The sequence below is a fragment of the Bacillus sp. z50 genome, assembly GCF_058313585.1.
This window is the reverse complement of the sequence record NZ_JBZFQL010000003.1, coordinates 230,842-243,835: the sequence shown is the minus strand read 5'-3', so window position 1 is coordinate 243,835 and position 12,994 is coordinate 230,842. Positions and strand designations below refer to the sequence as shown.

Here is a 12,994-nt window from a genome sequence, read left to right as displayed (position 1 = left end):
ATCCTCATTTCACTTTCTTGGTTCAGGTAATATAAACCTATTACCTAGTTCAAAATCAAAAGAATCAGGACTAAACTTGACGTAACCAGTCCAAGGGTAAAATGTCAATTCCCCAAAATACACTCTTCCATTAACCCAATATAAATCTACTCGAACAAACGGAAAGTCTTCGGCAAGGATATTCGTAATTCTTAACATTTCTTCCAATCCCTCTGGCCTTGGCATAATATCTCCAAAGTTAGGGTAATCCGTATTTACGTCTATATAGTTCCATTTAGTATCATAAATATTCCGTTTATGATCAGAATGCCTGTCGACGTCAAGGACAATATATTGTGCCTTGCCATTAAAACAGATGAATTTATAATCATTTATACCTTCAAAATGATTGTTATTATCCTCTAAATATTCCTCAATAATTATTCTAGGTCTTAGATTTTTATATGACCATTCTCTACCAACCGAATAATTATCTCTTTTCATCCATTCATTTAAAGTTTTTTTAACATTTGATAATTCCACTAGTGATTTATCTTTACACAAAACATTTGTACCACTGCCATTTGTAGTCTTAATGACAAACTTTTTTGGTAATAAATCTAAATTGATATCATCTGAAGCATCATAAATTGCATATAACTTATTTAATATACTAGATAATCCTTTAGATTTAATATATTCACGCACTTCATATTTATCGGCACATTGTGTCATTAAATGTGTTCTATAATTGATTTTGTACCATTGTAATTTTTCAGTCCAGCGCTTAGGATTTTTTAAATCCAGACTTCTCCCCATCTTTATTCTATATTGTAGTTTGAGAATCAACGGATCTGGGACAAACCTTAAAAAATGTAATATCTTAAATCGCAATTCTTTATTCTTTATAACCTTCCTATAATCCATGTCATTTCACCTCAAGACTTTCTCAATCTCTTTTTTATAGGAACTAACAACAATCTTTCTGTCAAATTCTTTCTCAACTTTTTTTCTACCCAATAGGCCCATAAGCCTTTTCTCATCATTATCTAGATTTAAAAATTGCTCAATTTTCATTATCAAATCATCACTATTTTTTTGCTCCATTATAAATCCATTTATTCTATCTTCCACTATTTCATAACATCCACTTCGATTAGTGGTAATAATGGGTCTACCACTGGCTGCACTTTCAAGCAATACATTAGACATGCCTTCTGGATAATATGATGGATGTATTGTGCAATGTGAAATGTTATGGAATTTTCTTACATCATTTTGCATTCCATGATATATAATGACCCCTTCTTCTTGCATAATTCTCAATCTATCTTCATATTCACCTTCACAAAATCCCAAAATATGAAAATTTGTTTCTGGATATCTTTCTTTAATATACCGAGCGGCTTCTAAATATTGTTCAATGCCTTTTTCTTTCATAACACGTGCAATAAATAGAAAATTTATTTTTTTTGTCTCTGGATAAGGTAAAATACTATAGTACTCTAGATTAACACCAGATCCAGGTAGCAACTTCTGTTCGTTAATTTTCAGATACTTATTTAAAAAAACTTGATTTTCCCTATTTTGAAAAAATACACATTGTGATTTTTTTAAAGAAATTCTATATAAAAACATTGTGATTTTTTGTAATAAGCCACCATTTTCAACTGCAGTACCTAAACCTGTAATATTAGATATATAAGGAGTATTTTTCAACCTACAAATTAGTCCACCATATACATTTGGCTTAATAGTGTAGGTTAGAACAACATCTGGCTTTACATTATTTATAATATTTCTGTATTTCCAAATTAACCTTATATCTTTTACGGGATTAGTACCTCTTCTACTAATTGGTGTTTCAATAAATTTACATCCTATTTGTTCTAATTCCTTTATAAAGTCACCATTTGGAAGTGAAATATAGACTTGATAACTAGTAATCAAGTCTTCAATTAATTCTTTTCTGAACTTATATAGACCGACATCATTATTAGCTAGTATTAATATCTTCTTCATTTAATAGATCTCCTTGCCGGTAAACCGATATATGTTCCGCTTTCTTTTATATCTTTAACTACAACAGCACCGGCTCCAATCTTACATTGACCAGTAATATTAATATTATTAATGACAACACTTCCTATCCCTAACCAAGTTCCTTTGCCTACTTTAACAGCGCCTGCTAATTTAACACCAGGAGATAAATGAACAAAGTCTTCAATAATGTTATCATGATCTATTATTGCACCAGTATTTATTATGCAACCTTTGCCCACTATACTCCCACTATTAATAATTGTCCCAGCCATTATTACGGTGCCTGATTTAATTCGTACACCTTCTGCCAAAACTGCATGAGGATGTATTATGATCGGAATATTTACGCCATTAATCTCTAATTTATTGATAATCTCTTCTCTTAAAACATTATTGCCAATACCCACAAAAATTTCATGGGTATCCATATATTTAAAGGTATCAGATACACGTCCAATGACATCAATACCTATAGAGGACTTTATTCTTGTATCATCATCTAAAAATTCAATTTTATCCCATTTATTCATTTTAATTGCTATATCCGCTACTACTTTACCATGTCCACTTGCTCCAATTATAAGTAGCTTATTTTTCATAACTTTTCTTATTACCCCTAAATGGTTCCGTTGTTATTGAAGTATGTGATGTGATCCCTTCTCTAACAACTACCTTTTTAATAGTCAAAAATATAATTTTTAAATCGCCTAATAAACTTATTTGCTTTACATATTGAACATCGTAATTAAATTTTTCTTCCCAACTAATTGAATTTCTACCATTTACTTGTGCTAAACCTGTAAGACCTGGACGAACTTCATGTCTCCTTTTTTGCTGATTATCATATAGTAATAAATATTGTATTAGCAGTGGCCTAGGTCCGACAATAGACATATCACCTTTAAGAATATTTAAAAGTTCAGGAAGTTCATCCAGTGAAGACGCTCTTAAGAATTTTCCGAATTTTGTAATCCTCTCTTGATCAGGTAGTAAATTTCCATTATCATCTTGCTCATCAGTCATAGTTCTAAATTTATACATAGTAAAAATCTTTTCATCCATACCTGGACGTTCTTGCTTAAATAAAACTGGACTACCAAGTTTTGTTTTAACCATAATCCATAATATTAAAATTACTGGGCTCAATAGAATTATTGCTAAAAAAGATAGAATAAAGTCCATTAATCTTTTTATAAATCTTCTATAGAAACCATAATACCTATTAGAGGCATTCATTAGTCACACCACAATCTTTTTATAGTCTTTATTACTTTTTCTAAATCTCCTTCTGTCATTTTGGTATCTGATGGCAAACAGACTCCATTTAAAAATAAATTTTCAGATACCTTAGTTTCGATAAAATCGTATTTTTCAAAGTAAGGTTGCATATGCATAGGCTTCCAAACAGGACGTGATTCTATGTTCTCCCTTTCAAGTGACTTAATGATATCTATAGGCCTTACTTTCCCGGTTAATAAAATTGAACTCAGCCAATAATTAGGTTGATTCCAATCATTTGAAGGCATAAATTCAATCCCTTCAAGAATCTCTAATTCCCTTTTGTAATACTCATATATATATTTCTTTTTTTCTACTCTTTTATCTAAAACCTTTAATTGACCTCTCCCAATCCCTGCAACCACATTACTCATACGATAATTAAAACCTAATTCACTATGTTGATAGTGAACTGCTTGGTCTCTTGATTGAGTAGCCCAAAATCTAGCTTTAGCAATTCTCTCTTTATCATCAGATACCAACATTCCACCACCCGATGTAGTAATAATCTTGTTACCATTGAAAGAGAAAATCCCATAATTTCCAAATGTACCAGTTTGTTTACCTTTATAATAAGTGCCTAAAGACTCAGCAGCATCTTCTATTAAGGCAACATTATGCGATTTGCATAATTCTACAATTTTATCCATATCTGCTGAGAGACCATATAAATGGACAACTATTACCGCTTTAACATTTGGGTATTTTACGAATGCTTCTTCTAATGCTTTAGAGCACATATTCCACGTTTCATAATCACTATCAACAAATACAGGAGTAGCATTTTGATAAATTATTGGATTAGCAGTTGCTGAAAATGTAAACGTTGGACAGAATACAATATCTCCCTCCCCAACGCCAGCTAATTTTAAAGCCAAATGAATAGCTGCAGTACCTGATGATAAAGCTGCAGCCGCTTTTGAACCTACTTTTAAAGCTAGTTCTTTTTCAAATCCATTTACATTTTCTCCAAGAGGAGCTATCCAATTCGTATCAAAAGCTTCCTTTACATATTGCATCTCATATCCTTCATCACTCATATGTGGTGAAGAGAGAAATATTCTTTCTTTCAATTTTGTTGAATTCATCTAAATTTTTCCTTTCATTATTAAGTTGTACTTTAGTAAGTTTGATCGGAATTCTACAGCCACCTCATTTCCAACCAATTACCAACGACTTCTTATCACTAAACTTCGTATTAGCAATCCCCACAAGCGTATCCTTCATCTCATCCGAGTCCTTATCAAGAAGCGTCTCAATCACCTCATAAAGCTCTCGCTTTTCCATCGGCTTCGCCTTCCCAATAAAGATTTTCGGAAACACCTGCCCCTTCTGAACCTCATTCTCATTAAGAAGTTCTTCATACATCTTTTCCCCAGGTCTTAAACCAGAGAAATGTATTCCAATTTCATCTACGGAATAACCCGAAAGAGTAATCAGATTTTTAGCTAGATCAACGATTTTTACCGGTTCTCCCATATCCAGGACAAAAATTTCTCCTCCACGAGCTAATGATCCGGCCTGTATTACTAAACGTGAAGCTTCAGGAATTGTCATGAAATATCTTGTAATATCAGGATGTGTAACCGTTATAGGTCCACCAGCTTGAATCTGTTTTTTAAATAATGGAATTACACTACCCCGACTCCCCAGTACATTTCCAAACCGTACAGCTACAAACCTTGTCTTACTTTCCTTTGCCAAATTCTGAATAATCATTTCAGCAAAGCGCTTCGTTGCCCCCATTACATTAGGAGGATTTACTGCCTTGTCAGTTGAAATCATTACAAACGTACCAACGCCAAATGTATCTGCACCTTCTGCGACATTTCGAGTACCAAGAATATTATTCTTAACAGCTTCTCTCGGATTATATTCCATCATGGGCACATGCTTATGTGCTGCTGCATGATAGATGACGTCCGGTTTATATTGTTCCATCACATCAAATATCCTACTTCTGTCTTGTATATCAGCAATAATCGGAATGATCTCAATCGATTCACCATATTGTTTTCTTAATTCCATATCAATTAAATAAATGCTATTTTCACCATGGCCTAGTAAAAGTAGTTTACCTGGTGTAAACTTGCATATTTGACGACAGATTTCAGAGCCAATTGATCCTCCAGCTCCGGTAACTAGGATGGTTTTTCCTTCCACATATTCAGAAATGCTGTCAATATCTAGTTGAATAGGTTCGCGCCCCAATAAATCCTCAACCTCTACATCTCTAAACTGTGTAACTGAAACATTTCCAGACATGATTTCTTCAATCATCGGCATAATTTGAACCTTCGCCATTGTTTTCGAGCACTCTTCATAAATCCGCTTTATCTCACCCTTTGATAGGGAAGGAATTGCAATTATGATGACTTCAACCTCATGTAAGGCAACAGCCATAGAGATATCAGATGTCTCTCCTACTACCGGTAAACCATGTATTTGAAGTCTTTGTTTATATGGATCGTCGTCGATGAAGGCTACAGGTACTAAATCAGTATCTACCTTTTGAAGCAGCTGTCTGGCTACCATCGTTCCTGCTGCACCGGCTCCGATAATTAACGTATGTTTCTTTGCAAGATCATTCGTGCCTATATAACGGCCCCTGAATACTCTCCAAGAAAAACGTGAACCGCCAATCAACAGGATATGGAGCATCCAGGTTATCCCTAATGCCCGTATGTAAATATCCTGGAAAATAATCATTTGAATGATAGCTGTTGTTAAAATCGTTAATGTTACAGCTTTTGCAATCGCCATTAATTCTCGAATACTCGCATATTCCCATGCCTTGTTATAAAGTTTATAAATAAATGCATACACATGATGACTGATTAACAATGCTAAAGAGGTTATTAATAAGGTTTCCATTTTGAAGATATCCAAATACGGGTGGAGGACAAGGTAACTGCAATAAATAGCCGTTAACACGATAATGGAGTCTACTAGTATCAATGTGGTCAACCTTTTACGGTATGTCACGTTCAAACCTCTCCTCTAAAAAAGACCGGTAAGTGTCCGGTCTATCTCCAATTAGTTTATTTTTTTATCACTTTTAATTTTTCTTCCATAAAGCGTAATAAATCTTTACGCAAGGATTCATCCTGAAGTGCAAATTCAATTGAGGTTTCAATGAAGCCTAATCTTTCCCCCACATCATATCGTTTCCCTTCAAAATCATAGGCAAATACTCGTTGGATTTCATTCAGCTTTTGAATCGCATCTGTCAGCTGAATCTCTCCGCCTGCCCCTATGTTTTGCTCACCAAGGAATGTAAAGATTTCCGGACGCATTATATATCTTCCCATGATGGCTAAATCAGATGGCGCTGTTCCTTTTTCAGGCTTTTCCACAAAGCTCTTCACCTGATAGCGCCGTCCGTTTTGTTCAATCGGATCAATGATTCCATACCGATGGGTTTCTTCCATTGGTACATGCTGAACACCTATAATAGAAGAAAATGTTTTTTCATATTCATCCATCAATTGACGTAGACATGGTTTGTCTGCCTGGACAATATCATCACCAAGTAAAACTGCAAATGGTTCATCTCCAATAAAATTACGAGCACACCAGATTGCATGGCCCAGTCCTTTGGGTTCTTTTTGACGGATATAATGAATATCAACCTTGGAAGGAGCCTGTACTTTTTCGAGAAGATCAAACTTGCCCTTTTCCATCAAGTTATTCTCTAAATCATACGCATGATCGAAATGGTCCTCGATGGATCTCTTCCCTTTACCGGTTACGATAATGATATCTTCTATCCCAGACTCGATTGCTTCTTCAACGATATATTGAATCGTCGGCTTATCTAAAATTGGTAGCATTTCCTTCGGCATTGCTTTTGTAGCCGGCAGGAATCGCGTTCCGAGTCCAGCAGCGGGAATAATTGCTTTTCTAACTTTTTGCAAGGTATAGCCTCCTTTTCACAACTACCATATATAACGAATCATAAATTTTACATTTTCAGGGAAAATAATTAGGTATAAATTCTCAATTATCAAAAAACAATTAAAAATTATTAGACAATTACAATTACTATGTTTCATAATCAATATTAGGGGTAATTAATCGCACGTTTTTTATAGCTATTTTTAATTTTTTATACACACTTATAATCAATTCACATGAATTTTAAAAAACATGGGCATCTAACCCACCCTCACACCATCCTACTGATGACTTGCATCTAAGGAAGCTTATTAAACCTCCCACAGCATGGCCGAGTGTCTCCCTTGATAAAGGTTAGGAGGCATCACCTAATTGGGTTCATCATTAAAATAGCCCTAAAAACTTACGCTGTCTGACTGGCTGTGGCATTTCTCTCATTATTATCTGCCCGCTAATGAGTAACTCTGCATTTTCTTCAAAATAATAGATTTGATCTAATCCGAACTGTTTTTCTATTTCATCCAATGCTTCATTCATCCAGAACTGTCTGGTTGAGACATTATGTGCATCTGATGCAACGAAATGAATCAGGTTTGAGGAAAGTAAATCCATCGATACTTTCTTGATTTTCTTGCCAAACTTACCGGCGATACTGCCGGATGTAAGCTGTGTACTGACACCTTTTTGGACAAATTCATAGAGGAGATTTGGATTTTCAACAATAGCCATATTCCGTTCCGGATGGACTAATATTGGATTGATCCCTTTTTTCTGCAGTTCAAAAAATAATGTATTTGCGTACCTTGGTATATGATTTGAAGGAAATTCAATCAAGAGATAAGAGGAATTGTTTACTGTTTGGATGAAGCCCTGCTCCAGATCCTCGAGCAATTCGCCGTACACCCTGACCTCCTGGCCGGGTAGAACCTTTAATGGAATCTGGCTTTTCTCCAAATGTTCATTTAATTGATCAATCTCGGGTAATAAGTTTGTTCTTGTATTCTCGTATGCACCATTTTTATGATGTGGGGTTGCGATGATTGTGTTGATTCCCTCGCTGATAGCAAGCTTTGCCATGTCCATTGAATCTTTTAAACTCTGTGCACCGTCATCTACACTTGGCAAGATATGACTATGTATGTCAATCATTATAAAGCAACCCCTTCTTGTTTATTTATAATCAATGAATCTATCTTACTAATATTTATTGTAAAAGTCTAGCAACTTATCTATTTTTTACCATAATAATAGTACGTATTATCCTTCATTTTTCTGTTATTAAGAACAGCACCCAGGATTTTAGTACCGGTATTTAATAAAAGTTCTTTCGTCTTGACAGCATCTTCCACCTGCGTCCGTCCGCTGCTCACTACGAGTACGACCCCCTGGCAAATATTTGCAATTATTTGTGCATCTGTAACGGCTGTGATCGGCGGGGTATCAACGATGATGATGTCAAAGTCTTCCTTCGCCTGATTAATCAATTCATTCATCGATTTTGATGATAATAACTCAGCAGGATTTGGTGGAAGCGGTCCGCTTGTTAACACATGTAGACCCAAAGGCTCTACAATCTGGATTGCTTTACCTAACTCTATTTGTCTCGTCAATACACTTGTTAATCCCACGTTGTTCGTAAACGAGAACGTATAATGCGAAGAAGGTTTACGCAGGTCGGCATCTATGAATAATGTCCTTTTCCCCTGTTGGGCAAACACTACGGCGATATTAGCAGCTGTTGTTGATTTTCCTTCAGTGGGGCCAGAAGATGTAATCATAATCGTTTGCATCTCTTCATCTATAAAGGAATATTGGATATTAGTCCTTAATGTACGGAACTGCTCCGAAATCGGTGATTTTGGTTCCAAATAGGTAACGAGCTTTCGCTGATTGCTGTTTCCAAACTGTCTGCCCTTCTTACGCGCCATGTTGCTCACCTCTTCCTGCTCGTTTCGTTCTTGCATTTCCTTCCATTTGCACATTGCTTTCTTCAATTACACCAATGACACCAATCACCGGTAAATCCAGAATTCGTTCGATATCCTGTTCTGTTTTAATCGTGTTATCTAAATACTCCATTAAGAAGGAAATTCCCACACCAATCATTAATCCGACAACCATGGCAATCGCGATATTGAGAAGTGGCTGCGGTTTAATCGGTGAAGCATTCTCTGAAACCGTTGCTTTTGCAAGGATGCTGACATTATCGACCTTCATAATTTCCACGATTTCTTCTTTAAAAATCTCTGCTGTTGTGTTGGCTATTTTTGCAGCCATATGCGGATCCTCGTCTGTAACAGATACATTCACTACCTGTGATTCCTGTTCACTTGCTACCGTTATTTTATTGGTGAGCTGGCTTAGTGATAGTTTCAAATCCAATTCTTCAATCACCTTATCCAATATGGCCGGGCTCTTCATAATGACATTGTACGTTTCGATGAGTTGCAGATTTGTTTGAACTTGGTTGCTGTTATATATTGCTTCTTCACTTTTTGCCTGATTAACAAGCAGCTGTGTAGAAGATTGATAGATTGGAGTCAAAATAAAAAAGCTTGTTACTCCGCTTATTAAAACTGCCAAAACGGTGATCATGATAATGAACCATGCACGTTTTTTTAAGGTTTCAAACAAATCTTTCAGGCTAATAGTTTCTTCCATTTCATCCTCCGTTTAACATAATATTAAGTATTATACAACAAATTCGGAAAATTTCATCTGTTTTTTGGAAATTTTATTTAATTCTTTCTAATAAAATGTAATATATACATATAAAGTGAAATTATTTGTCGACTCGGGGGGGGGGGGGGAGAAAAATGAAATCTATTACCATGCTTTTACTTACAATATTCACCGTCCTTGTTCTAGGTTTCGGTCAAAACTACTGGAGCAGCCAAATCGCAAAAACAGTTGCCATGGAAAACGAAAAAGAACAAGCTGTACCAAAAAAAGAGGAGAAGACCTCTTCACCTTTTGAGAATGTTAAAGAGGATGACCTGAAGAGCGCTCTCGAAAAAGCGATCAGCAAGCATGAAAAAGCTAATATTTTGATAGCCGGATCGAAAGCATTGGGAGATCAAAAAAGCGGGTTAGGGTTAACAATCAGTCAAGAGTTGCAAAGGTCATTTGAGTCGGATGTTACTGTATCATTCATAGATTTCAACGGCACATCAACTCAATTAATAGAAAAAGGCTTAATCAGTAATTATCAGGATGCCAAGCCTGATGTTCTTATTCTAGAAGCTCTGACTCTAGCTGATAATGGCAATGTTGAAGTGGATGATAACCACGATAATATTTCTACTATCATTGAAGAGTTACAATCGATCAATGAGGATCTTTACGTGATTCTTATGCCTACTCATCCTATCCCAAATGGTCCCATCTATTCAACACAAGTAGACGCCCTAAAGGAATTTGCAGCGGAGGAGGACTATACATATATTGACCATTGGCAGGCTTGGCCAGATGAAGCTGAATTAATGGATTACCTAAAAAAGGATAAGAGCGCTCCGAATGAAAAAGGGATAGAGGTTTGGAGTAAAGAGGTCTTGAAGTTATTTGGGATATAATTAGAAGTTCTGAGGAATAAATTAACATTTTGTGTTAATTAAGCTTATAAAGTTACCAGTAATCTATGACGAAATTCTCCTAAGCACCCATTTTTGGGTGTTTTTTGTTTTGAGTCTAACCGATTATGTTATCAACAAAATCTACAGTTCATTCATCCTTTCTCCTCACAATTTAGGAGATACTGCACGTTTAAAAGATAAAAAACACTATTTTCATCCTAGTTTTTTTACATTCTTTAACAAACCTCTTTAAATTTATTTCTTTCATCCGATGAAAAGAAAAGAATAAATAAAAAAGAGGTGAAAGAACTTTTGGGAAAATATTTTATTAAAGCTGCCAGTTTGCTGATTTTGCTATCATTTATCATTACTCTGTTACCAGAGAAAGTAGATGCCGCCAGCTTTTCATCTAAAGTCAATGCTGATGTCCTAAATGTCCGCTCTAAGGCATCTACCAAATCCTCTGTCATCGGAAAAGTTAAGAAAGGCAAAGTGGTCACGGTTCAATCTGAACAAAATAACTGGAACAAGATTACATACGATAAGAAAACTGGCTGGGTAATGAGCAAATATCTTACATATGTCAATTGGATGGGATATGCAAGCGCAAATAACCTGTCCATTAAGAAAACGGCCTCTTCCTCTTCTATATCTCTTGCGACTATCAAGAAAGGGACCGCCGTTTCAGTAAAAGGCCAAACTGGAAGCTGGGTTAAAGTCTATTATTCCAGTAAAAAGGTGACTGGTTGGGTACCTACTTCTAGCCTAACCAAATCAAAGCCCGCGAGAGTTAATGCTAATCTTGGAACATACTATGTCACAGCTACCAGCCTGAATGTACGTGCAACAGCGAGCACAAAAGCTAAGGTCATCACAACTGTGAAGAAAAACGATACGGTTACTCTTCAACAGAAGAATGGATCTTGGGGGAAAGTAAAAACCTCTAACGGTAAAGTCGGTTGGGTATCCCTCACTTATATTTCTACTAAAAAACCAGTTGCGAATCTTGGTACCTACTATGTGACAGCTACTAGCTTGAATGTTCGTGAGAAAGCCAACACTAAAGCTAAGGTCATCACTACAGTAAAGAAAAACGCCGCGGTTACTCTTCAGCAGAAAAGTGGTACCTGGGGGAAAGTGAAGACTTCAAACGGTAAAGTCGGCTGGGTAAGTCTCTCTTATCTTTCTACTAAAAATCCTGCTGTCAATCTTGGAACCTATTATGTTACGGCTAGCAGTTTAAATGTACGTCAGAAGGCGGATACGTCTTCCAAAGTTATCACGACTGTGAAGAAAAATACTGCCCTTACCCTTCAGCAAAAAAGCGGTACTTGGGGAAAAGTGAAAACCTCTAGCGGCAAAATCGGCTGGATTGCTCTGAAACATATTTCAACTAAAAAACCGGTTAATACGAAAACACCACAGCCGGTATCAAATAAAACGGAGTACCTGGTTACCAACGCCAACACTTCTCTGTATAAGAATGCTGACTCAAAATCTACCGTATTAGCTTCTGTTCCTAAAAGCTCTAGTGTGATGAAACTGAATACAAATGGTAGCTTTACACAGGTTAAACTGGCATCCGGTAAGATTGGGTGGATTACAAGTAAAACACTGATCATCTCCAAAAGTGTGCGAGGAAAAGTTATTGTCATCGACCCTGGTCATGGCGGGTCAGATACAGGAGCTATTGGAGTAAAGTTAAAAACTAAGGAAAAGAATATTAATCTAAGTACAGCCAATCAATTGGCAGCCCTACTGAAGAATGCCGGTGCCACCGTCATCATGACTCGCAGCAATGATACCTTTATTTCATTAGCCAACAGAGCAGCACTCAGTAACTCCAAAAAAGCGGATGCGTTTGTGAGCATTCATTACAACGCAGCTCCAGATTCTCCATCAGCGTCTGGAATAGAGACTTATTACTATCAAAATAGCAGTTTGGCAAGTGCTATACACGGTGAATTGTTTAAAGCTACAGGTTTGAAAAATCGGAAAGTTAAACAAGGTAATTTCCAAGTCATCAAGAGTAATAAACAACCAGCCACCTTGCTGGAACTTGGATTTCTTACAAATGCAGCTGAAGAAAAAACCATTTCCCAAACCAGCTATCACAAAAAAGCTGCACAAGGTATTTTAAATGGCTTAAATGTATATTTCAAAAACAAATAATGTCCAGCCTGTAGCCTCCGATTATTCCTCGGAGGCTTTTAATTTTCTCTAAA

The 12,994-nt window shown here is 36.1% G+C and carries 12 protein-coding genes; 2 read left to right on the top strand and 10 right to left on the bottom strand.

Features of this window, described 5'->3' with window-relative positions:
- Positions 1 to 9: 9 nt before the first annotated feature.
- The 10 genes from AC4G3N_RS10585 to AC4G3N_RS10540 form a co-directional block, all read right to left on the bottom strand.
- Entirely contained in the window at positions 10 to 906 is an 897-nt protein-coding gene (locus AC4G3N_RS10585; RefSeq protein WP_491090160.1) for an ATP-grasp fold amidoligase family protein, read from the bottom strand.
- Between the two features lie 6 nt (positions 907 to 912).
- Positions 913 to 2,001, bottom strand: a complete 1,089-nt coding sequence (locus tag AC4G3N_RS10580; RefSeq protein WP_491090159.1) for a glycosyltransferase family 4 protein — start codon at positions 1,999 to 2,001, stop codon at positions 913 to 915.
- Positions 1,998 to 2,621, bottom strand: coding sequence for an acetyltransferase (locus AC4G3N_RS10575; RefSeq protein ID WP_491090158.1), 624 nt, complete (start codon positions 2,619 to 2,621; stop codon positions 1,998 to 2,000). Before AC4G3N_RS10575 ends, AC4G3N_RS10580 begins: the two co-directional genes overlap by 4 nt.
- The gene (locus tag AC4G3N_RS10570) at positions 2,611 to 3,258 is read right to left on the bottom strand and encodes a sugar transferase (RefSeq protein ID WP_491090157.1); all 648 of its coding nucleotides are present in this window, start codon (positions 3,256 to 3,258) and stop codon (positions 2,611 to 2,613) included. Before AC4G3N_RS10570 ends, AC4G3N_RS10575 begins: the two co-directional genes overlap by 11 nt.
- The gene (locus AC4G3N_RS10565) at positions 3,258 to 4,388 is read right to left on the bottom strand and encodes a DegT/DnrJ/EryC1/StrS family aminotransferase (protein ID WP_491090156.1); all 1,131 of its coding nucleotides are present in this window, start codon (positions 4,386 to 4,388) and stop codon (positions 3,258 to 3,260) included. The genes AC4G3N_RS10570 and AC4G3N_RS10565 overlap by 1 nt, the downstream gene beginning before the upstream one ends.
- A gap of 64 nt (positions 4,389 to 4,452) precedes the next feature.
- The gene (locus AC4G3N_RS10560; protein WP_491090155.1) at positions 4,453 to 6,285 is read right to left on the bottom strand and encodes a polysaccharide biosynthesis protein; all 1,833 of its coding nucleotides are present in this window, start codon (positions 6,283 to 6,285) and stop codon (positions 4,453 to 4,455) included.
- Positions 6,286 to 6,341: 56 nt separating this feature from the next.
- Positions 6,342 to 7,217: a UTP--glucose-1-phosphate uridylyltransferase GalU gene (gene galU, locus AC4G3N_RS10555; RefSeq protein WP_491090154.1), complete on the bottom strand. Its 876-nt coding sequence runs from the start codon at positions 7,215 to 7,217 to the stop codon at positions 6,342 to 6,344.
- A 364-nt stretch (positions 7,218 to 7,581) separates the two neighbouring features.
- Entirely contained in the window at positions 7,582 to 8,346 is a 765-nt protein-coding gene (locus tag AC4G3N_RS10550) for a tyrosine-protein phosphatase (protein WP_491090153.1), read from the bottom strand.
- Positions 8,347 to 8,426: 80 nt separating this feature from the next.
- Entirely contained in the window at positions 8,427 to 9,125 is a 699-nt protein-coding gene (locus AC4G3N_RS10545) for a CpsD/CapB family tyrosine-protein kinase (RefSeq protein WP_490552762.1), read from the bottom strand.
- Positions 9,115 to 9,858, bottom strand: a complete 744-nt coding sequence (locus tag AC4G3N_RS10540; RefSeq protein WP_148630462.1) for a YveK family protein — start codon at positions 9,856 to 9,858, stop codon at positions 9,115 to 9,117. The genes AC4G3N_RS10545 and AC4G3N_RS10540 overlap by 11 nt, the downstream gene beginning before the upstream one ends.
- Before the next feature lie 155 nt (positions 9,859 to 10,013).
- Between AC4G3N_RS10540 and AC4G3N_RS10535 the strand changes: the two genes are divergently transcribed.
- Positions 10,014 to 10,769, top strand: a complete 756-nt coding sequence (locus AC4G3N_RS10535) for an SGNH/GDSL hydrolase family protein (RefSeq protein WP_491090152.1) — start codon at positions 10,014 to 10,016, stop codon at positions 10,767 to 10,769.
- 312 nt (positions 10,770 to 11,081) lie between these two features.
- Complete coding sequence (locus AC4G3N_RS10530) at positions 11,082 to 12,941, top strand: N-acetylmuramoyl-L-alanine amidase family protein (protein ID WP_491090150.1); 1,860 nt, start codon at positions 11,082 to 11,084, stop codon at positions 12,939 to 12,941.
- Positions 12,942 to 12,994: the final 53 nt, after the last annotated feature.

Coding starts and splice junctions, on each gene's coding strand:
- AC4G3N_RS10540 (WP_148630462.1), bottom strand. CDS start 9,858: ATGGAAGAAACTATTAGCCTGAAAGATTTGTTTGAAACCTTAAAAAAA.
- AC4G3N_RS10580 (WP_491090159.1), bottom strand. CDS start 2,001: ATGAAGAAGATATTAATACTAGCTAATAATGATGTCGGTCTATATAAG.
- AC4G3N_RS10535 (WP_491090152.1), top strand. CDS start 10,014: ATGAAATCTATTACCATGCTTTTACTTACAATATTCACCGTCCTTGTT.
- AC4G3N_RS10575 (WP_491090158.1), bottom strand. CDS start 2,621: ATGAAAAATAAGCTACTTATAATTGGAGCAAGTGGACATGGTAAAGTA.
- AC4G3N_RS10570 (WP_491090157.1), bottom strand. CDS start 3,258: ATGAATGCCTCTAATAGGTATTATGGTTTCTATAGAAGATTTATAAAA.
- AC4G3N_RS10545 (WP_490552762.1), bottom strand. CDS start 9,125: ATGGCGCGTAAGAAGGGCAGACAGTTTGGAAACAGCAATCAGCGAAAG.
- AC4G3N_RS10565 (WP_491090156.1), bottom strand. CDS start 4,388: ATGAATTCAACAAAATTGAAAGAAAGAATATTTCTCTCTTCACCACAT.
- AC4G3N_RS10550 (WP_491090153.1), bottom strand. CDS start 8,346: ATGATTGACATACATAGTCATATCTTGCCAAGTGTAGATGACGGTGCA.
- AC4G3N_RS10585 (WP_491090160.1), bottom strand. CDS start 906: ATGGATTATAGGAAGGTTATAAAGAATAAAGAATTGCGATTTAAGATA.